Annotated in this window: 20 protein-coding genes and 1 pseudogene; 9 read left to right on the forward strand and 12 right to left on the reverse strand. The window is 38.7% G+C overall.

Annotated elements, in window-relative coordinates:
- From acnB to C4E06_RS14860, 3 genes are all read right to left on the reverse strand, one after another.
- The coding region (gene acnB, locus C4E06_RS14850; protein ID WP_107668775.1) for a bifunctional aconitate hydratase 2/2-methylisocitrate dehydratase at positions 1 to 2,211 on the reverse strand (2,211 nt) is incomplete at its 3' end.
- A gap of 156 nt (positions 2,212 to 2,367) precedes the next feature.
- Positions 2,368 to 3,012, reverse strand: coding sequence for a hypothetical protein (locus C4E06_RS14855; RefSeq protein WP_107668776.1), 645 nt, complete (start codon positions 3,010 to 3,012; stop codon positions 2,368 to 2,370).
- A gap of 9 nt (positions 3,013 to 3,021) precedes the next feature.
- The gene (locus tag C4E06_RS14860; protein ID WP_107668777.1) at positions 3,022 to 3,591 is read right to left on the reverse strand and encodes a phospholipase D-like domain-containing protein; all 570 of its coding nucleotides are present in this window, start codon (positions 3,589 to 3,591) and stop codon (positions 3,022 to 3,024) included.
- 220 nt (positions 3,592 to 3,811) lie between these two features.
- Between C4E06_RS14860 and C4E06_RS14865 the strand changes: the two genes are divergently transcribed.
- The 5 genes from C4E06_RS14865 to C4E06_RS14885 are packed head-to-tail and all read left to right on the forward strand — an operon-like array spanning position 3,812 to position 5,290.
- On the forward strand, positions 3,812 to 4,066 hold the full coding sequence (locus tag C4E06_RS14865) for a hypothetical protein (RefSeq protein WP_107668778.1): 255 nt from the start codon (positions 3,812 to 3,814) through the stop codon (positions 4,064 to 4,066).
- Positions 4,063 to 4,488, forward strand: a complete 426-nt coding sequence (locus C4E06_RS14870; protein ID WP_107668779.1) for a retropepsin-like aspartic protease — start codon at positions 4,063 to 4,065, stop codon at positions 4,486 to 4,488. Before C4E06_RS14865 ends, C4E06_RS14870 begins: the two co-directional genes overlap by 4 nt.
- Before the next feature lie 13 nt (positions 4,489 to 4,501).
- On the forward strand, positions 4,502 to 4,726 hold the full coding sequence (locus tag C4E06_RS14875; RefSeq protein ID WP_370051342.1) for a type II toxin-antitoxin system HicB family antitoxin: 225 nt from the start codon (positions 4,502 to 4,504) through the stop codon (positions 4,724 to 4,726).
- Between the two features lie 47 nt (positions 4,727 to 4,773).
- Positions 4,774 to 4,953 (forward strand): hypothetical protein, encoded by a 180-nt coding sequence (locus tag C4E06_RS14880; RefSeq protein ID WP_107668792.1) that lies wholly within the window; start codon positions 4,774 to 4,776, stop codon positions 4,951 to 4,953.
- Positions 4,943 to 5,290 carry a type II toxin-antitoxin system PemK/MazF family toxin gene (locus C4E06_RS14885; RefSeq protein WP_107668781.1) on the forward strand — a complete coding sequence of 116 codons (348 nt, stop codon included), beginning with the start codon at positions 4,943 to 4,945 and terminating at the stop codon, positions 5,288 to 5,290. The genes C4E06_RS14880 and C4E06_RS14885 overlap by 11 nt, the downstream gene beginning before the upstream one ends.
- Before the next feature lie 205 nt (positions 5,291 to 5,495).
- On the opposite strand, the pseudogene C4E06_RS14890 reads toward C4E06_RS14885, so the two are convergent.
- The 4 genes and pseudogenes from C4E06_RS14890 to C4E06_RS14905 form a co-directional block, all read right to left on the reverse strand.
- Positions 5,496 to 5,788: pseudogene (locus tag C4E06_RS14890) on the reverse strand (type II toxin-antitoxin system RelE/ParE family toxin).
- Positions 5,781 to 6,005 carry an addiction module protein gene (locus C4E06_RS14895; RefSeq protein WP_107668782.1) on the reverse strand — a complete coding sequence of 75 codons (225 nt, stop codon included), beginning with the start codon at positions 6,003 to 6,005 and terminating at the stop codon, positions 5,781 to 5,783. The pseudogene C4E06_RS14890 and the gene C4E06_RS14895 overlap by 8 nt, the downstream one beginning before the upstream one ends.
- Before the next feature lie 182 nt (positions 6,006 to 6,187).
- Complete coding sequence (locus tag C4E06_RS14900) at positions 6,188 to 7,057, reverse strand: alpha/beta fold hydrolase (RefSeq protein ID WP_107668783.1); 870 nt, start codon at positions 7,055 to 7,057, stop codon at positions 6,188 to 6,190.
- An 88-nt stretch (positions 7,058 to 7,145) separates the two neighbouring features.
- Positions 7,146 to 8,039: a sigma-70 family RNA polymerase sigma factor gene (locus tag C4E06_RS14905; RefSeq protein ID WP_107668784.1), complete on the reverse strand. Its 894-nt coding sequence runs from the start codon at positions 8,037 to 8,039 to the stop codon at positions 7,146 to 7,148.
- Positions 8,040 to 8,370: 331 nt separating this feature from the next.
- On the opposite strand from C4E06_RS14905, the gene C4E06_RS14910 reads away from it, so the two are divergent.
- Positions 8,371 to 11,283 (forward strand): RNA helicase, encoded by a 2,913-nt coding sequence (locus C4E06_RS14910; protein WP_107668785.1) that lies wholly within the window; start codon positions 8,371 to 8,373, stop codon positions 11,281 to 11,283.
- Between the two features lie 155 nt (positions 11,284 to 11,438).
- On the opposite strand, the gene C4E06_RS14915 is transcribed toward C4E06_RS14910, so the two are convergent.
- Both C4E06_RS14915 and C4E06_RS27980 read right to left on the reverse strand, forming a co-directional pair.
- Positions 11,439 to 12,695, reverse strand: a complete 1,257-nt coding sequence (locus tag C4E06_RS14915) for a pentapeptide repeat-containing protein (RefSeq protein ID WP_107668786.1) — start codon at positions 12,693 to 12,695, stop codon at positions 11,439 to 11,441.
- Between the two features lie 115 nt (positions 12,696 to 12,810).
- Entirely contained in the window at positions 12,811 to 12,975 is a 165-nt protein-coding gene (locus tag C4E06_RS27980; RefSeq protein WP_198648702.1) for a hypothetical protein, read from the reverse strand.
- A gap of 328 nt (positions 12,976 to 13,303) precedes the next feature.
- Between C4E06_RS27980 and C4E06_RS14925 the strand changes: the two genes are divergently transcribed.
- Positions 13,304 to 13,456: a chlorophyll a/b-binding protein gene (locus C4E06_RS14925; protein WP_107668788.1), complete on the forward strand. Its 153-nt coding sequence runs from the start codon at positions 13,304 to 13,306 to the stop codon at positions 13,454 to 13,456.
- A gap of 72 nt (positions 13,457 to 13,528) precedes the next feature.
- On the opposite strand, the gene C4E06_RS14930 is transcribed toward C4E06_RS14925, so the two are convergent.
- From C4E06_RS14930 to C4E06_RS14940, 3 genes are all read right to left on the reverse strand, one after another.
- Positions 13,529 to 16,369, reverse strand: coding sequence for an ATP-binding protein (locus C4E06_RS14930; protein ID WP_107668789.1), 2,841 nt, complete (start codon positions 16,367 to 16,369; stop codon positions 13,529 to 13,531).
- 433 nt (positions 16,370 to 16,802) lie between these two features.
- On the reverse strand, positions 16,803 to 17,141 hold the full coding sequence (locus C4E06_RS14935; protein WP_107668790.1) for a hypothetical protein: 339 nt from the start codon (positions 17,139 to 17,141) through the stop codon (positions 16,803 to 16,805).
- Between the two features lie 151 nt (positions 17,142 to 17,292).
- The gene (locus C4E06_RS14940) at positions 17,293 to 17,994 is read right to left on the reverse strand and encodes a 2,3-bisphosphoglycerate-dependent phosphoglycerate mutase (RefSeq protein ID WP_107668791.1); all 702 of its coding nucleotides are present in this window, start codon (positions 17,992 to 17,994) and stop codon (positions 17,293 to 17,295) included.
- A 472-nt stretch (positions 17,995 to 18,466) separates the two neighbouring features.
- On the opposite strand from C4E06_RS14940, the gene C4E06_RS14945 reads away from it, so the two are divergent.
- Both C4E06_RS14945 and C4E06_RS14950 read left to right on the forward strand, forming a co-directional pair.
- Positions 18,467 to 19,120, forward strand: coding sequence for a phosphatase PAP2 family protein (locus tag C4E06_RS14945; protein WP_107668793.1), 654 nt, complete (start codon positions 18,467 to 18,469; stop codon positions 19,118 to 19,120).
- A gap of 7 nt (positions 19,121 to 19,127) precedes the next feature.
- A partial coding sequence (locus C4E06_RS14950) for a glycosyltransferase family 39 protein (RefSeq protein WP_157951161.1) occupies positions 19,128 to 19,806 on the forward strand: 679 nt, incomplete at its 3' end.

Below are 19,806 nucleotides of genomic sequence, written 5' to 3' on the forward strand. Positions count from 1 at the left end.
TAGCTGTTTTTCATCCATTCGGGTAGGGGGACAAATCCATAAAACAGATTTAATACGCCCTGCCCCTTCTAAAATTTTGGCAGCCGCGCGGTAATGTCCAATATTGGTCATACAGGAACCGATGAACACTTCATCCACTTTGTCCCCGGCACATTCCGACATCAATTTAACATTATCGGGGTCATTAGGTGCAGCTACAATAGGTTCTTTAATCTCGTTTAAGTTGACTTCGATAACATCAGCATACTCTGCTGTTTCATCAGCCTCCATTAAGACGGGATTTTTTAACCATTCCTCCATTTTTGCAGCCCGACGCATCAAAGTTCTAGAGTCTTGATAACCCCGTGCCACCATATTTTTAATTAAGGAAATATTGGACCGTAAATATTCAGCAATGGTGTCTTTTCCTAGTTTAATTGTAGACCCGGCACAAGACCTTTCTGCTGTTGCATCGGTTAATTCAAAAGCTTGTTCTACTTTTAAATCAGGTAATCCTTCCATCTCCATAATACGACCATTGAAAACATTAATTTTGTTCTCTTTGGCAACGGTTAACTTACCTTCTTGAATAGCAACCCAAGGGATAGCATTTACAATGTCTCTTAACGTTACACCTGGTTGTAACTTTCCAGTAAACTTAACTAAGACTGATTCTGGCATATCCAAAGGCATCACCCCTAATGCTGCAGCAAATGCCACTAAACCGGAACCAGCAGGGAAGGAAATACCCAAGGGAAAACGAGTATGAGAGTCTCCCCCCGTTCCCACGGTATCGGGTAATAACATCCGGTTTAACCAAGAGTGAATAATACCGTCCCCCGGTTTCAACGCTACACCCCCACGGGTTGCAAAGAAGTCCGGTAAGTCTTTATGGGTTGTGATGTCGACGGGTTTGGGATAAGCTGCGGTATGACAGAAACTTTGCAAGGTTAAGTCTGCGTTGAACCCTAAACAAGCTAACTCTTTCAACTCATCCCTGGTCATCGGTCCTGTGGTATCTTGGGAACCAACCGTGGTCATCATGGGTTCACAAGAGGTTCCCGGTCGAACTCCAGGTAAACCGCAAGCTTTACCCACCATTTTCTGGGCTAAAGTAAAGCCTTTGCCGGTATCTTCTGGTAAGCTAGGACGGACAAAAATATCACTGGGTTCGAGTCCTAACGCTGCACGGGTTTTATCCGTTAATGCGCGTCCGATGAGTAACGGAATGCGTCCCCCGGCCCGAACTTCATCTAAGATAGTCTCAGGTTTAGGGGTGAAGGTGGCAATAACGTCTTCTTCTTCGTTGGTGACTTCTCCTTTGTAGGGATAGATGATGATAACGTCACCAGTTTCCATCTCCGACACATCACATTCAATGGGAAAGGCGCCGGAGTCTTCGGCGGTATTGAAGAAAATAGGGGCTATTTTCCCGCCGATAATGTAGCCTCCTGCCCGTTTATTGGGGACAAAAGGAATATCATGTCCAATGTGCCATAAAACGGAGTTAATGGCTGATTTACGGGAGGAACCGGTACCCACTACATCCCCAACATAGGCCACAGGATAGCCTTTTTCCTTCAATCTGGCAATGGTTTCGATGCCTTCCGGCATAGTTGACTCTAACATGGCCAACGCATGGAGAGGAATATCGGGACGAGTGGTGGCGTGGGGGGCAGGAGATAGGTCGTCTGTATTGGTTTCCCCTGGTACTTTAAAGACGGTGACGCGAATAACTTCCGGGACTGGGGGTTTATTGATAAACCAAGCAGCATTGGCCCATGCGTCGATGACTTGTTTAGCGTAGGGGTTGCTTTCGGAAAGTTCTAAAACATCGTTGAATGCGTCAAAGACTAGGAGAGTTTTGCTTAATGCGGTGGCTGCGGCTGAGGCAATGTTACTATCGGAAGATTTGAGCAACTCTACTAACGATTGTACGTTATAACCCCCCATCATGGTTCCGAGTAAGTCTACCGCACCTTGAGGGGAGATGAGGGGACAGGTTATTTCTTTTTTAGCGACTGCGGTTAAAAACCCTGCTTTGACATAAGCTGCTTCATCCACACCAGGGGGAACCCTATCCCGTAATAACATCAAAAGTTCTTCTTTTTGGTCTTCGGGAGGATTTTTTAGAAGTTCGCATAGTTGCGATGTTTGTTCTGCGGTTAAAGGTAAGGGTGGAATACCAAGTTTTGCTCGTTCTGCTGCGTGTTTGTGATAGTTTTCTAACATTGAGTGTCTCCTTCTCTACTGATGTTGCGATGAGGACTTTCTAGGGTATCACTTCTAAGGGTATCAAGTTTATTTAGTAATAGTGCTTAGGGTTTTCTTAAGTTTTATGGGAATGGGGTTAGGGGGAGTGATAATTGATAAAAGTAATGAAGAACTTTAATAATAATTATTATGGTTATTTTCATCTAAATAATCACTATAATCATTCTCAATATACACACAAAGAGAGTATAAACGAAGTTCTCGAAGCAATGCTTCAATAAACTCCTTGATATTAATTGCTTGTGTTCCAAATATCATCCAATAACCTTTAACAGATGAATAAGATGAATATTCATCTCCCTTATAGTTCGCAACTGAACCTGTTATTGAATATTTTAGGTTATTAATTAAATATTGTAGCGATAATAAATTACCATTTTCCAAATTAGATATTAAACTTGATATTCTATAATGACAACGATAAATAGCTTTAGAAACTAAAAAGCTATTAGCACCAAACTCTAAAATCCAACCATGGTGATTATATTTAATATGCCGAGCATGACGAGGTGCATATACAGGACGACCACAAGGATGATTATACCAGTAAGCAGATTCCGAAATACAATATTCACATATTGATAGTTCGACAGAGGAAACACTCTTTATTCTATTAAGTTGATCTTTGATGTTTTTAAGTTTTGTTTGCAAATAATCATCATTTATTAATTGGATTTTTAACTTGTTTTTTTCTAATTCAGTCAATTCTTCATTGAGCCTCTCTAGTAAATCAGAAATTATTTCAAATGTTTCAAACATTATATTTACTTAAAAATCTTGTATTCTCTTATATTCATTATCCCAAATACTATTTTCTAAAGCTGCTGCTTCTTGTTGTAATTCAAAAAACTTATCTTGGAGAGGAATAAAATTATCTTCCATCTCATTAATCATACTTTCAGTAATTATCGATCTTTGTAAAAACCACTTCTTAAGTTCTTCTAAAATATCTTGGATTTTAAGACTATCAGTGATAATAATACTTGCTTCTTTATTTCTTACGCCATTATAAGTTAAGTTTTGACTTCCTATACTGGCAAACTGATTAGGTATTAAGATGATTTTTGCATGAAGTTTCTCTAAATGGTATAAATTAAATCCTTTCTCATATAGTCTTTTAATGGTGTGTATTGAAGAACTACTGCTTATAAAATTATTTACTGAAAAAACAGTATAAATCTCACATATTTCAGTTTTTTTAACATTGTTTAAGATAACATCTGCTGTTCTTGAAGTGATGTAAGGAGATAACACAAAAATTTTATCTGTAGCTTGTTTAACTTCTTTTTTCCAGCGACGATCAATGCTTTTTATATAATGTTCATACTTGTTATCCATTCTTATTTTAATTCCTTATTAAAATCTATTTTTAGTATAAAATATACTAGGGAAAGAGTATCTTAGAAAATATACTTAATATCTATACAGTTCAATTTCTTGATTTCGGTATGTTTTCTCTTATATAACAAAACTTGTAGGGGTCAACGGCCGTTGACCCCTACGGTTCGCTTGAATAAATTTTAAGCTAAAATAGTTACATAGAATGAGGGATTGTAATATGGAAACTCAAAAATCACCACAACCCAATAATAATACTATTCTTTCCTTAGAGGAAATTAGAGAACAATATCCCAATCAATGGGTATTAGTTGTTAACCCTGAGTTAGATGATAACTTAGAGATTATTCGAGGGGAAGTTATTGCTAATTGTCCCACTAAAGAGGAATTATATCAAAAACTTCACTTATCTAAAGATCGCTCTTCTGCTATCGAATATACAGGCACTTATGATGATAATCTTGTTTTAATATGACCTTTCAAAAACGATGTTCTCTTAAACGTTATGGAACTAATTTATTAAAAGTCAATGCAACAATAGGAAGCGCAAAACAAAGTATTAGGAAAAGTAGGTTTCGACGTATTTCTTTGTTAGTGGATACAGGCGCAAGCTTCACAATTATACCCAAATCTATTCTAGAAGATTTAGGCTACGATCTCAATAATCCCCTTCGTTATCAATCTATTATAACGGGTCAAGGTAAGACTCAACCCTTACCTATTATTCAACTATCATGGTTTAATAGTATGGGTCAATTGATTGAAAATTTTGAGGTCATTACTTATGATTTACCTAGACAGTTACAAGTTAGTGGAGTTTTAGGAATGGACTATTTACAGCGAAGAAAAGCTGTTATTTCTCTTCATAAAGCAGTGATTTATTTTGAAGATTCATGAGGGATTCGGAATGATACAATTACCATTAACTATTGTTATTCTTTGGTCAGATGAAGATCAATGTTATTTAGTCCATTTACCAGAGTTTCCTACCCAGACATTTCATACTCATGGAGACACTTATGAAGAAGCATTAAAAAATGCTCAAGAAGTCTTAGAATTACTCATAAAGGAGTATCAAGAAGATGGTAAAACTTTACCTCAACCTTTATCAGCTAATCAGGTAGTGACTGCTTGAATAAAGTTTAAGCTAAAATAATGATATCCAAACACAAAACCGTCACCATGAATATGACAAGAGCAGAAATTAAGGAAATAATTATGCAACTACCTATAGAAGAAATAAACCAACTAATTGACGACATACAAGAAACGATTGAAACAAAAGAATTAATGAAACTAGCAGAAACAGGGTTCCAAGAATGGAATGATCCAGAAGAGGATATTTATAATAATGAAACCTAAAATTAATGAAATTTGGTTAGTTTCTTTCCCATTTAGCAATTTACAAGCAACTAAACTTAGACCAGCTTTAGTCATTGCTATTCATCGAAAAGAAGCAATTATTTTAGGAATATTCTCAAAAATACCTGATGAAAATCTACGAGAGACTTGGGTATTAATTTCCGATGAAGATCCTGAATTTAAGCTAACTGGACTTAAGAAAACTTCCTTGATTAGAGCAGATAAGATAGCAACTGTCAATGAAACAGTATTTCAAAAAAAACTAGGTATTTTATCATCAAACTCTATCGAAAAAGTAAAATTTGCTCTTAGAAAGTCTCTTGATTTATTAGATTAAGTATACAGTAAAGAAGAAACTCAAACACTTAAAAACCTAATAGAAATCCTAGAATATTTAGAAAACACAAACTATCATTATCTTGAAAGAGTAACCTAAAGATAAATTAGTTGTTATTTTTAGTAGGGGTCAACGGCCGTTGACCCCTACGATATGATGGATAAACTAAACATTAATCAGGTAGCGATCGCCAATTAATAATTATTTACTCAATTCTCTTTTTCCACTGTTTAGGATCACGCTTAACGTGAAAACAAGCGATAACAAAAATTAGATCATCTTCAACAAGATAAAATAACCCATAAGGAAATCTAGATAATAACTTTCGTCTAACATTCTGATAAATAAGAGGATAAGCACAAGGATTTTTATGGAACTTAAACTATCATCAACCTTACGAATAAACTCAGAACCCAGTTGATTGACTTGTGTTTCATACCATTGATAAGCTTCCTCTAAATCTAATTCTGCTTCATCAGAAATCTTAACTTTATACATTCTTCTTTATAATTCTTTCCTTAACTTCTTCCCAAAATGACCCTTTATTTTCTATCTTTTGATAAGATTCTAATCGTCTATCTAATTCTTGTTTTTGAGAATCAGTTAAAGGAACTTGAGTATCATCAATAATAATACTATCCCAAACATCTGAGATCAACTCAAGTTTTTCGGGAATAGTCAGAGAAGAAATTTGTTCAGATAGTATTTTTTTCATGGACTCATTAAAATATATTTTCAATCCTCTTCTAGTTTAACAAAAAAAATATTATCAGGTAGCGATCTCAAAGAGATCCGCTTTGCCCTGTGCTGGATTAATTTTAAGCTAAAATAGTCATGTTGATATGAAAAAAGCAGAAATTACAGAAGAGGATATTTATAATATAGAATCACATCTCATTAATTAAGTATTGCTTCTGCTGTTAATTCTGCTTTTTCTAAATGGGGAACATGACCACATTTAGGAATCCAAATTAATTGACTATTCGGGATTAATTGTTTAAACTTATGAGCGTCTTTTGTGCCTAAAATTTTGTCATTTTCTCCCCAAATAATAACAGTTTCCTGTTTAATATTACTAATATCTTCCTTAAAAGAACCATAACCCCCAGTTTTTGTAAAAGAAATTAACCCTTGACTCCACCTCTCACAGTTCAGATGTAAAGCAGCACAAAGTTGAGCATCTTTACTGGCAAAACTCTTATCATAATAGGCCGATTCGCTAATCTTTTGTCTTACGGCAAGATTGCGTAAAAATGCCGTTGATAAATAGTCTAAGGGAGGAAACATAAATTTTCCTATTTTTGGGGGTGCAGCTAAACCAGCACTATCAATTAATACTAATTTTTTAACCGCATCTGGATAGGTTAAAGTAAAATCAATGGCCGTTGCACCCCCCATAGAAGCACCCACCAAAATAACAGGTTGCTCGATTAAATTTTTCCAAGTATAATATAGATGGGTTTTTATATTTTCAGCACTAAATAATAAGTCGCTATTTCTCTTAGTAAAGCCAAATCCTAATATGTCTATTGCCCAAGTTTGATGATGTTGCGATAAAATGGGCAAAAGACGACGAAATTCTAATAAGGAACTATCAAACCCATGAATTAGTAAAATGGGTGTATTTCCTTCCCCTTGACACACATAACTGGTGGTAATCGGCTGAGAAGATAGGGGAGTTACTATGTCCTCGAATTGAATGAGATTAACCAGATTAATCGATGTTTTTTCTGTTAGCTTCTGCGCTTCAAAAGGAAGGAAAACCATGGAAACTGTCTAGGGAGAAAATAACCTTGATGGATTATATCATATTAATCATTTTTCTCCCTAAAAATACCATAGGACATTTCTATCTCTAACCCGCTAGTCTTTCAATTTTACCGCTTTGTTTCCGTAAAATTCTCAAGGCACGACTATAAATTTGACGAGCCCTTTCGTGACTAATACCACATTGCTCACCGATGGCTTTATAACTGAGTTGTTTACCATCTCGTAAGCCAAAACGGAGAATAATCACTTCTTTTTGTCGAGGAGATAGATTCTCTAACATCCGATTAATTTGAGAAACTTTTTCTTGTTGTTTCACAAAATCACTGGGAGAAACACCCTCTTCATCTGGTAGTAATTGTCCTAACTCAGTGTGATTTTCATCGATAACAATGTTCAAACTCCGAGACTTAGTTTTGAAAGCTGCTTGCTGTAAAAATCGTAATTTATCAACAGTGATATCCATGTTTTCAGCAATCTCTTGCTGAGTTGGTTTTCTCCCCAATTTCAAGGTTAATTCTCGGATCGATTTCCGATATTTATTGAGGTTTTCGTTAATATGAATGGGTAAACGAATGGTACGACTTTGTTCTGCGATCGCTCGGGTTATTCCTTGTCGTATCCACCAATAGGCATAGGTAGAAAACTTATAACCCCGAGACGGATCAAATTTCTCTACCCCACGAATTAATCCTAGGCTTCCTTCTTGAATTAAGTCTAATAAAGACAGACCAGAATTGAGGTATTTCTTAGCGATGGACACCACCAGACGTAAATTAGCCTGGATCATTTTATCCCTCGCTCTTTGCCCCATGGCGACTATTTTTTCTTCTTCTTTGCTTAAATTTTCTTTTTCTAATAAAGGCAACATAGCCTGAATTTCTTCGGCTAGTTTAATTTCTTCAGCCCCAGACAGTAAGGGAGTTTTACCAATAGACTGAAGATAATGGCGGACGGTATCAACTTTTTTCTTGGTTGGCATTTTTAGTTAACTCTTAATTATCGGTTTTGACAGGTTATGGTGATGGAAATATACGCGGACAATTATTACCTAAATCTCAATCGCAATTTCTTCTTTTCTTAGCACAATGTCACTCAAGATTGATGGGACTTATCTATACTCTAATTGTAAAGGAAAATTAAATTTTTTGCAAGTTATTACCCTGTACTAACAGAAAAATTGTTATCATTAACGTCCCAACTAAATGATTAACTCGGAAAACAGCAAGAAAATGCTCACTCAGTAATCGGTCGCTTTTTCCACTAAAATAGAAATAAGGGATAACCTTTGATAGCTGAATGTGTGACTTTGAGTGAAACAATCATTAACCTCTCCTGAACTAAATATTCAAGACCTATTCCCCTTTCAACTTGACCCCTTTCAAGTCGAAGCGATCGCTGCGTTAAATCAAGGGAAATCAGTGGTCGTCTGCGCCCCCACCGGTTCAGGAAAGACAGTCATTGGAGAATTTGCCACCTATCGCGCCCTCCATCTGAGTCAACGGGTCTTTTACACCACCCCCCTAAAAGCCCTCTCAAATCAGAAGTTTCGAGACTTCCAAGAAAAATTCGCCACCACAGAAGCAGGGATTGAAGAAAACGTAGTCGGATTAATCACCGGGGATACTGTCATCAACCCCAACGCCTCAATTGTGATTATGACAACGGAAATTTTTCGCAATATGCTCTACGAAACCCCCATCGGTCAAGTGGGGACCTCCTTAGAAAACGTAGCGACGGTAATTTTAGACGAATGCCACTATATCAGTAATCGCGGACGGGGGACCGTGTGGGAAGAATCTATTATCTATTGCCCTCCCACCATTCAGTTAGTCGCCCTCTCGGCCACCATCGGCAACCCAGAAGAATTGACCGACTGGATCAATCAAGTGCGAAAAACAGCCCCCCACATTGATCCCGACCGAACCGCCATCAGCTTATGTGAACTGATTAACTCCGATTTTCGCCCCGTTCCCCTCCGGTTCTACTTCAGTCAAAAAAACGGACTCTATCCCCTCCTCAACCACCAACAAACCGCCCTTAACCCCCGTCTCAAACCCAAAGGCAACCGCAAAAAACGGAAACGGATTAAACGGAGTGATTGCCCCACCCCGATGATGGTAGTCGAACAACTGTACGAAAAAGACCTCTTACCAGGGATTTATGTCATCTTTAGTCGTCGAGAATGCGATCGCGCCGTACAAAAACTAGAAGGGGTGGTTTTAGTATCCTCCGAAGAGGCCCACGCCCTACAATATAACCTCCTCACCTTCTTTTTGGCCGAAAATCCCAACCTCCGAGAAACCCTACTCAAAGCGGTGGCCACAGAGAACCCCCCCTTATACGACCCCTTAAAGGATTTTCTTGACACCCTGTCCCCCCAGTCCGTTCTGTTTCCCTATTTAGCAGGGGATGAAGAAAGTAAAATTCATTTATTCGGCATTTTAGCCGACCTCTGCCAGTTAGTGCGAGGGGAACAACTCGAACCCTTAACTAGAGGCATCGCAGCCCACCACGCCGGGATTTTACCCCTGTGGAAAGAATTGGTCGAACAACTATTTGAAGTGGGTCTCGTTAAAGTGGTTTTCGCCACCGCTACCCTCTCAGCCGGCATCAATATGCCAGCGAGAACCACCGTAATCTCCGCGTTGTCCAAACGAACCGACACCGGACACAGTATGTTAACCCCCTCAGAATTCCTGCAAATCGCCGGTCGGGCAGGACGAAGAGGAATGGATGAGGTGGGCCACGTGGTGGCCATTCAAACCCCCTTTGAAGGGGCAACCGAAGCCGCCTATCTCGCCACCGCCGAGTCAGAACCCTTGAGGAGTTGTTTTACCCCCTCCTATGGCATGGTGTTAAACCTCCTACAAAAACACAGCATTCAAGAAGCCAAAGACCTCTTAGAGAGGAGTTTTGCTGAATATTTAGCCCAACTCAAGCTAGAACCCGAACAACAGGCGATCGCTAATTTAAGCACGGAATTAGCCAAACTCGACATCGAATTAGGGGGACTACAAGAAAAAGAGATTATCGAATATGAGAAATTAAACGCCCGTTTAAAAGAAGAAAAAAGACTGTTAAAGATTCTCGAAGATCAAGCAGAAGAAAAGCGCAAAAAAGAAATTTCAGGTCAACTCGGTCAATTAAATATTGGTGACTTAGTTTATTTAAAAGGCAAACGCTTAAGAACATCAAACCCTCAACTAGCTGTTATTGTAGCTATGGTGCCGGGATCAGGACAAAGTTATGATTTGCTTTGTCTAGGGGATAATAATTATTGGTATTTGGTGAAAAGAGGGGATATTGTCGACTTTTATGGGGCTTCTTTACCCCTGTCTCTCATTGATAATTTAAGCATACCGGATCTTAGAAGACTCTCCCTAGGAAGAGGCCCCAAAGGAGATGACACCGCCAAAGCAATTACCCAACAAATCAGCGATCGCGCCTTTGGGAGAATCACCCCTTCGGAAGTGGTAGAACAACAAAAACGCATCGATCACGTTGAAGGGTTATTAAACAATCATCCCTTAACCCGAAGTAAAGACTTTAAGCGGTTATTAAAGTCCCATCATCAACGGTTAGAATTACGAGAACAACTCCATAACCGACAAATTAAATTCCAAAAATTACAATCCAATCAGTCCTATTACTGGCAAGAATTTCTAAATTTAATCGAGATTTTACGAGAATTTGATGCCTTAGATCATTATACTCCCACCCCGTTAGGCCAAGCAGCCGCCACCATGCGCGGAGAAAACGAGTTATGGTTAGGATTAGTGTTTATGTCAGGGATTTTAAATCATTTAGAACCCCACCAACTCGCGGCTGCCGTTAGTGCGATTATTACCGAAACCCTACGGCCCGATACTTGGACTAATTACTTACCCTCTCCCGAAGTCTTAAGATTATTTCGAGAGTCTCCAGAACAAGGGGTGAGTATTGGAGAAATGCGCCGTTTATTGAACCAAACCCAACGACGTTATCAAATTACCATTCCCGTGTGGTTAGAATTAGAATTAATCGGATTGGTGGAACAATGGGCCCTAGGGGGAGACTGGCAAGAACTGTGTGAAAATACCAGTTTAGACGAAGGGGATTTAGTCCGTTTGCTAAGACGTACCATTGATCTACTCTGGCAAATTCCCCAAACCCCAGGGATTTCCAATTATTTAGCCGCCACAGCTAAAGAAGCGATCGCTTTATTGAAACGATTTCCTATTTAACTCATATCTTGCACCTTCGATAAACCCCTAACCCCCCCACACCCCCCTTTATAAGGGGGGCAGGGGGGGTAGGGGCAGGGGGGTAGAGAATAGGCAACAGGCAAGGGTTCTCCCTCTCACAAAAGGAGGAGTTAGAGGGGGTGCAAGATGTCAGTTTAACGATTTAACTTATTAGGAATTCCCTGACAACCCCCTGGAATGGTCTTACGACTTTCTTCTCCTCCCCAAGCACATAAATAATAATGTTGCTCTGGGGTCAAATTTTTCACCTCAGTTAAGTTACAATTTTCAATCACAACCCCTGTATAGGCACCGGTAATATAATCAGGAGGATGGGTTCTAGAGCGTGGACTAGCAGTTTCGGCCGGTCCGTAAAATAAACGACTGCTTTTGAGATCAGCTCCTTTGAGGTTAGCATCATACAAGACAGTACGGGATAAATTAGCTTTAACTAAATCACAACCGCTTAAATCGGCACGAACCATATTCGCTTCACTTAAATCAGTCCAGCGTAAATCTTGACCGGATAAATTAGCACCGGCTAACATTACCCCTAAATCAATCACTCGTACTCCATAAGCCCGATCTTCAGCATAACCCCCAACTCCGTCTAACATGGGTCTTCCTAAACGACTATCACGCATCAACGGCGTTAATAATCGTGATTGAGAGAGAAACCGTAAAATTTTAGCTTTTCCGATGCCATCAACACTGCTGAGAATGGCTGCTGTGCGTCCTTCGGCAATGGAACGTTCTTGGGGCCAATCTTCTAGCATTCCTTCGCCGTCTAACACTAAATCGGAAATCCCTTGAAAATAGGTGTCAATGGTTTGCTGTTGGGTAATTCGGTTTTGCTGTAGGGTTAAGTCTTTGGAGATGACGTATTGGGCCCAGGCCACATACACGGCGAGAATCGCGATCATAATCTGCCCTAAGGCTCCTACCCATTCGGCCCAGGACCCAAATTCATCATATTTAAACTGATTGAGCCAATTACCAATGGTTTGATAAACGCCCACATAATAGAAAATACCTGCTAAGGAGAGGGCAAATACCGTAAAGCCGGTTAAGGTTTCCCTCTCTTCGGGGGTGAGATATCGTAAAAACCAATTTTTTAGAGAGGGGAGGATGACTCTTAAAGAGAGGATTAGAGCAACCATGGCACTGGTTAATCCAACCCAAGGTAATTGTAAGAGTAGTCCTATCCCCATAACACCAATAGTGGTTAAGAGTAACCAAGGATTAGAGGATTTTACTTCTTGGAGATATAACGGTTTGGGTGATGGCGGTGACACCAAATTGAGAGACGATGCTGGGGTCGTTGTCGGATTGGATGTGGGTGAGGAGTTAATCTCTTCTTTGCCATTAGCTTCTGAAGATGAAACAGAAGAAGACTCAGGAGGGATTGTCATATTACGTTGTCTATATTTAAGGTTGGCTGTTTTGATTTTATCTTTGAATGATCTCAATAGAATTGAGACACACTGACCCCAACTAAATTAAATGTTATCGGCTAGGTGTTTGCACTTAACCTAAACGAGCAACGACTTTACCCCAGTCTTGCCAAATCTCACCAATAATTTGCAATTCTTGAAAACTTAAGGTTTTAGCCGCTTGTTCTGCTTTATGCTCAGACACACCCGCTTTAACCAGTTGTTGTTGATAAGATTTTTGAAGTTGCTCACAAGTCATTGCTCTGTCCTCTTATATTTATTGACAATGGTTATTGACTATCAGTTTAAAGGGCTTATGTAAACTTTCATGTAAGCGTTCATGTATAAGTTAGTATTACTTGGAAAATAACACCACTCATGGTTTAGCTGTAATTCCAACTATAGTGCTACGCACTGGGGAATGGGGAATAGGCAATGGGCAATGGTAGGCTGTCAAAGGGTTTCAGAATTGGGAAATGTCCTAACCATAATGCGTAGTGCTATACTCCTACTTTTCCCAGGTATTGCTAAATTGTTAATATTTATTTACAATACTTTACATAAAGAACTATCTTCTGCTAAGTCCCATGAAAAGCAATAACCAAAACGAAGGAAAATTTGGCTTCACAAGCTATGCCGAAAACTGGAATGGCCGTCTAGCAATGATTGGCTTTCTTTCGGCGTTAATTGTGGAATTAGTGACCGGTCAAGGCGTCTTACACTTTTGGGGTTTACTTTAACAACAATACCCTCAATCTTTGTCAATCTCATTAGTTTAGCTGGACTTTTTAAGATCCAGTTTTTTTTAATTCTTATTGCCTTGAAGATGCTTTGGCCAGAGAAGCGATGGTAAGGGCTAGTATTTTAGGCTCAATGGGTTTAGCAATATGTTTTTGAAAACCACTTAAAAACGCTTGTTGATAATCTTCGTGTCCGGCATGAGCCGTAACAGCGATCGCAGGAATAATCTTTCCTCGTTCACAAGGTAAGCGTCTAATCTCTTGAAGAAGGGTATAACCATCAACATCGGGCAAACTAATATCACAAATTAATACATCAGGCTGAAAATGATCAAAATTACTCAAAAACTCAGCTGCCGAGCTAACCACCTTCATTTTTGCTCCATAGACAGTTAATAACGTTTCTAACATCTCCCGAGTATCCTGACTATCATCTACAGCCAAAACCTTGATCCCCGTCAGATTAATTTCTTCTGATGATAAGTAATCACTCAAGTCAACGATCGCACTACTCTTTAACAAAGGTAGGGTAATGAGAAAAGTGGCACCTTTGCCTTCTCCTAAGCTATCAGCAACAATGGTACCACCGTGGGCATCTACTAAATATTTAACAATGGATAACCCTAAACCCAGTCCTCCATAATGACGAGTGATCGAAACATCTTCTTGACGAAAAGATTCAAAGATATGGGGAAGAAACCCTCGATCAATGCCTTTTCCTGTATCGGTTACTGTAATTTGGACTTGCTGATCAATTCGTTCAAGATTAATCATCACCTTTCCCCCTTCTGGGGTAAATTTGATAGCATTGGAGAGTAAATTCCAAATAATCTGCTGAACTCGTGCCGGGTCTCCCTTGATATGGCAATTATTGCTTAAATTGACTTGTAGCCAAATATTTTTTCTTTCAGCGGCCATTCTTACCACTTCTATAGCTGCTTTAATGGTAGATGATAGATCCACTGGAGTCATATTCAGGGTAATCTTACCCCGTAGGATTTTAGCCATATCCAGCAGATCATCAATTAACTGAGTTTGTAATTTGACATTACGCTCAATAACAGCAAGTCCTTCTTCTACCTGTTGTTCGTCTAATTTTTGAGTTTGTAGCAATTGAGTCCAACCCAAAATAGGATTGAGGGGAGAACGCAATTCGTGGGATAAGATAGACAGAAATTCATCTTTAATGCGATTCGCTCGCTCTGCTTTTTCTCGTACGGTGCGTTCTTGTTCTAAGAGTTGAAGACGCTGTTGTTCAAGTTGCTTAGCGTTTTCAATATCCGTGGCGGTTCCAAACCATTTGATAATTTGTCCCCGATTATTTTTTAAAGGGACAGCTTGATGTAAGTGCCAACGATAAACACCATCGTTTCGACGCATTCTGCCTTCTGCTTGATAATTAGTCGCGTTTTCCTGAGCGATTGCCCATTTTTGTGTCAGTGTGCTTATATCTTCAGGATGAACCACCGTCTCCCAGCCTTGGGTTTGCACCTGTACGAGAGTTAGTCCGGTAAACTCAGACCAGCGTTGGTTAACATCCATTACTTTACCGTGACTGTTGGCTGTCCAGACCAACTGAGGAATGGATTCTACTAAATATCGATAGCGTTCTTCACTATTCCGTAGTTCAGCGATCGCTTGTTCTCGTTGCAATTCAGCAGCGGTTTTTCCGGCAAAAATTTCCAATAATGCTTCAGGACTCAAAGATTCATCGAGAGGCTGATCATGAAGAATATTTAAAATGCCAAGCACTTCTCCTTGAGCATTTTTCAGGGGTGTACCCAAATAACTCTCAATTCCCAATTCTTGCAGTAAGGTGTCGTCAGGAAAAAAATTACTAACTTGGCGGCGATACAAGCAAGTTCCTTGTTTAATTACTTGTTCACAGGGAGTGCCACTGAGATCGTACTCTATATTGTCACTGAGTTGGCCATTCACCCAGGCAGCAAGGGTTTTGATGCGAGGAGGATGATTAGGCAGTAGTTGTCCGACATAAGCATAACGAACCTCAAATAACTCAGCGACAACCCGCACGACGGTTTCAAAAAAGGCCGGCCCTGTAATTCTTGAATATTCTACTAACTTATAGAGAGCCATTTCCATCCGCTTGCGATCGCTCATATCCACATAAACCCCGACACTTCCCCTTGGTTTACCTAATTCATCAAACAGGGGGATCGCATGACCATATAAATTAAATACCTTCTTATCTTTTCTAACAATTTCAATTTCGATATCCCTCAGTTCTACCCCATGTTTAGAAACGTACCTTTGGGGAAGATTTTCACCTGTTAATTTCTGTCCATTTTGATACACTGTAAACGGTGGATCAGCCTGTTCTGATAGCATAACAGCGGAGGCATTGGCATTTTTAGGCATTTTTAGCAGATGAGAAAAAGCTGGGTTTAGCCTGACCACACGACAATCTATATCTTCTGCAATAGCAATATTAATGGGAATCGCATCAAACAAGGTTTGTAGTTCATTAACACGACGTTGTAAAGTTTGGTTTAAATCTTTTATTTCTGTTTCTGTTACTTGCAGTTTTTCAAAGTTTTTGCGAATTTTTTCTTGAGCGCTTCGCAAATTCCCAATTAAATGACTAATTAATATTCCTTCGCTGACAAAAAGTATAATCCTCAGACCGGCTCCTATGTCTCTTATCTTCCATTCATACTGCGGAAGCAAAAAGTAGTAACTCGTCAACATTGCCGACAAAAGAGTGGCTAAAATGCCTGGTTCTCGTCCACCATAGAAAGCACTAATAGCGATCGCTCCAAAAAAGAGTAACAAAGACGCTTGAGCTAAGTTGAAAAATGGATCAAGTGCTAACAGGAATACGAAAGCCATTAACACCAAAGTAATTGCCACTCCATAGTTTTTCCAATATGGCTTTAGTTTAATTTTCCTCATCTTAGCCCATGAAATTTTGTATTTATCTGACTCATCTGGTTAATTCTTATCTACCTTTTTTGTCGTAATCAGCACAGTTTATCAGTTTTAAGGAATGCCGTAACAGGAAAAGATGTAGAAAAAACGACAATTTATATTTTAAACCCGAAAGAGTCACCTCATTAGTCTGAGAAACGCAAGACAAGATATAATATTATTTACTTTGACATAAACTTTATCCTAACCTACAAGGTTATTAGTTTCTATCTTCCTTTTGATAGATATGTAAAATCAATTTCACAATCTTATTGATAAGTTATCTTTTTATGGGTAACGGACAACAGAGAATAAAAGGTAACAAAAATTATCATTGAGACCTGAAAGAGTTGCTGGTTTTGAAATACTAAACCAAACAGTGAAGACTCTATTTTCTTCACTGTTTTTATGTGTTTTTTTATTTTTTGTCTTCTCCAGCAAATGTGTTCTTGAGATCACTCGCCAATTCATCTAAGTCAAGTTTTTTGGCTGCATTTTCCCGTTCGCCTCTTTCACTTGCTTCTTCTGATCGTTTCGCTTGCGCTTCGCGCCTTCTTTCCTTCGCTGCTTCATAGTCTATTGGGTCGGTTGATATTTCCTTTTGAATAGTGGTTGCATCACGCTCTAAAACATCTGCAAAGGCATAATTGTAATTTTCTCCTCCCCAAACTATGCTCAAAAGCAAGATCACTGAAAGCAAAAAAGCAGTTAAAACACGGTAGGCTTTTTTGATAAAAAATTGAAACAATAGAGACATTTTTCCCTCTAAAAGTTAATGAGTAATTTAACTATCTATCAAACTAGATTGCGATAGTTTATATCATCTACCTTTAGATTGAATTTTGGTAGTTATACTGACATCTTGCCCCAGTACAAGAAAACTCACCATCAAAATTTAGACAGTCCATTTAAGTTAATATTGTTTTATCGATTAAATTTCCCTGATCATCAAAATCATAAATAATGGGGACTCCGGTGGCTAATTCTAACCCTGGAACTTCATCTGGTTTTAAGTTGTCTAATTCCATAATCATGGCCCTTAAAGAGTTCCCGTGAGCCGCTACTAAAACGTTTCTCCCTCGCTTAATAGGATCTAAAATGGCTGTTTGAAAATAAGGAACCCCTCGATTTTTAGTATCTTCTAAACTTTCTCCCCCAGGAGGACGACAAGAGTAGGAACGTCGCCACTCGTGAACTTTTTCTTCACCAAACTTTTTGGCAGTTTCTGCTTTATTTAAACCTTGTAAATCGCCATAATAACGTTCATCTAATGCTTGGGAAGTAAAAATCGGTAATTCTTGATAAAAATTCCCTGCATATTTATCCCAACCGTGCCAATCGGGATCATCAGAATCATGTTGAATAACGGGTATTTTTCCGCCACAAATTTCGTCGCACTCTGTTAAACAAACGATAGCCGTTTCAATACTTCTAATCAGTAAACTGGTAAAACAAACATCAATTTTGTACCCTTGGTCTCGCAATTTACAAGAGGCAACCGTTGCTTCTGCGCGGCCCCTTTCACTCAAGGGAACATCTACCCATCCCGTAAATTTATTAGCAGCATTCCAAAGACTTTGTCCGTGACGTAATAAAATTAGTTTTGCCATAATAATGACTCCATAAATAGAATGAATCGTAACAGTGTTCACAAACAGGATAAGGATGAGTCATGGGAACTCATAGGATTGATTGTTCGTCATTGAGAGAAAATAACCTCTAGCTTAACTGTGCCATGTAAATTTTTAGCCTTTGTCAACCTTGTCATAAAAGGATATAAGTTCGCTATTCATCGGATACAGACTTCTTAACAAGAATATCGGCTCCCGATGAACTTCACAACTACCATAAGTAAGGTTATAGGGAAATTCCTAATTAATTGACGGTGTCAATGGTTACTATGGTTTTAGTCGATGGGTTGCTGGTTTTAGGTTTAATATTGAATAAATTAATCTTTTATAGAAGTTAATCAAAGTAATACCAATAACCATAACCATTTAAGGTTAAATAGGGTTAAAGCTTTTTCAAAATCTAGGTGCTATCATATGATGATACTTACCATTAATGAAATCTCCTAACAGTATGAAGCTAAAACTGAAACAATATTCTTGGGATGGACTCAATAATACTGTCATTATCTTTATTATTATTTTATGTTTATTTATTGCTTTAACCGTCGCTGTTGTTTCAGGAAGTCTTGATGGTTGGGATATGGCTTTTTTAGAGTGGGTTCGTCACTTTCATCATCCTAGTTTAATGATTTTAGCTAGGGGGTCCTACTTTTTAGGAGAGGCAGAAGTTGCTGTCTTTATTGTTATTGCTGCACTGGGTTTTTTAGGTTGGAAACGGTATTGGAAAGAAGCCCAAGTTTTAGCCATATCGGCTATGGGTGTTTTAATATTAATTGATCAAATTTTAAAGCCTTGGTTTGGCCGGATTCGTCCTGCACCTGGATTAATTGATGTTCATGGAAAAAGTTATCCTAGTGGCCATGTTTCAGGTAATTTAATGTTATATTTATATCTTTCCTATTTAGTGGCCTTTCACTTTCCAAAATGGGGGATTTTCTTGTACATTATATCTACCATTTTAGTCGCTCTAATGGGTTGGGCTAGTATCTATTTAAACATTCATTGGTTGACTGATTTAGCTGGAGGTGCTTGTATTGCTTATTTAGGGTTTCTTTTTTCGATTACTCTCCTAAAATCAATTAGTAAAAAATATCGCAATTTTTAAACCTAAAATGAATAAAGTTATTATACAAAATAAGAAAAATCAGATAGTTAGGGCTTGGAAAAAAGATCCTAAAGCTCTCTGGATGTTTTCAGGTTTGTGGCTATTTATTATTAGCTTGATTGCTTTTATGGCTAACTTGGGAAGCATTGGGTTAATGGATAAAACAGAACCCATGTTTGTTGAAGCTGCCCGTCAAATGGTGATAACAGGAGACTGGGTTACTCCCTATTGGAATGGAGAAACTCGTTTTGATAAACCGCCCTTAACTTATTGGTTAGTCGGATTTTCCTTTCAATTATTTGGTATTAATGAATGGGGGGCAAGAATTCCCTCGGCTTTAGCTGCGATCGCTGTGGTTATTTTGGGTTTCTATACCCTGAAAAAGTTTGGGTTTTCACGGGCAAAAGAAACAACTAAAACCCCAACCAAACTCTGGTTTTCTGCTTGGATAGGAGCAGCAATTATTGCTTTAAATCCATTTTGGATCGCTTGGGGAAGAACGGGGGTTTCTGATATGTTTCTCTCGAGCGGTATTGCTTTAGCGTTATTATCTTTTTTCTTGGGATACGGCTACTCTGAAACAAATTCTAAGTCTTATTTTGGCCTATCAATTTCACGGTGGTGGTACATTGGTTATTGGGTTTTTATGGCCTTAGGGGTACTGGCTAAAGGGCCTGTAGCTTTGG

The sequence above is a fragment of the Cyanothece sp. BG0011 genome (assembly GCF_003013815.1).
Classification (GTDB): Bacteria; Cyanobacteriota; Cyanobacteriia; order Cyanobacteriales; family Microcystaceae; genus Crocosphaera.

What these genes read in the sequence shown, in the direction of transcription:
- C4E06_RS14855 (WP_107668776.1), bottom strand. Translation starts at nt 3,012, where the DNA reads ATGTTTGAAACATTTGAAATAATTTCTGATTTACTAGAGAGGCTCAAT.
- C4E06_RS14860 (WP_107668777.1), bottom strand. Translation starts at nt 3,591, where the DNA reads ATGGATAACAAGTATGAACATTATATAAAAAGCATTGATCGTCGCTGG.
- C4E06_RS14865 (WP_107668778.1), top strand. Translation starts at nt 3,812, where the DNA reads ATGGAAACTCAAAAATCACCACAACCCAATAATAATACTATTCTTTCC.
- C4E06_RS14870 (WP_107668779.1), top strand. Translation starts at nt 4,063, where the DNA reads ATGACCTTTCAAAAACGATGTTCTCTTAAACGTTATGGAACTAATTTA.
- C4E06_RS14880 (WP_107668792.1), top strand. Translation starts at nt 4,774, where the DNA reads ATGAATATGACAAGAGCAGAAATTAAGGAAATAATTATGCAACTACCT.
- C4E06_RS14885 (WP_107668781.1), top strand. Translation starts at nt 4,943, where the DNA reads ATGAAACCTAAAATTAATGAAATTTGGTTAGTTTCTTTCCCATTTAGC.
- C4E06_RS14895 (WP_107668782.1), bottom strand. Translation starts at nt 6,005, where the DNA reads ATGAAAAAAATACTATCTGAACAAATTTCTTCTCTGACTATTCCCGAA.
- C4E06_RS14900 (WP_107668783.1), bottom strand. Translation starts at nt 7,057, where the DNA reads ATGGTTTTCCTTCCTTTTGAAGCGCAGAAGCTAACAGAAAAAACATCG.
- C4E06_RS14905 (WP_107668784.1), bottom strand. Translation starts at nt 8,039, where the DNA reads ATGCCAACCAAGAAAAAAGTTGATACCGTCCGCCATTATCTTCAGTCT.
- C4E06_RS14915 (WP_107668786.1), bottom strand. Translation starts at nt 12,695, where the DNA reads ATGACAATCCCTCCTGAGTCTTCTTCTGTTTCATCTTCAGAAGCTAAT.
- C4E06_RS27980 (WP_198648702.1), bottom strand. Translation starts at nt 12,975, where the DNA reads ATGACTTGTGAGCAACTTCAAAAATCTTATCAACAACAACTGGTTAAA.
- C4E06_RS14925 (WP_107668788.1), top strand. Translation starts at nt 13,304, where the DNA reads ATGAAAAGCAATAACCAAAACGAAGGAAAATTTGGCTTCACAAGCTAT.
- C4E06_RS14930 (WP_107668789.1), bottom strand. Translation starts at nt 16,369, where the DNA reads ATGAGGAAAATTAAACTAAAGCCATATTGGAAAAACTATGGAGTGGCA.
- C4E06_RS14935 (WP_107668790.1), bottom strand. Translation starts at nt 17,141, where the DNA reads ATGTCTCTATTGTTTCAATTTTTTATCAAAAAAGCCTACCGTGTTTTA.
- C4E06_RS14940 (WP_107668791.1), bottom strand. Translation starts at nt 17,994, where the DNA reads ATGGCAAAACTAATTTTATTACGTCACGGACAAAGTCTTTGGAATGCT.
- C4E06_RS14945 (WP_107668793.1), top strand. Translation starts at nt 18,467, where the DNA reads ATGAAGCTAAAACTGAAACAATATTCTTGGGATGGACTCAATAATACT.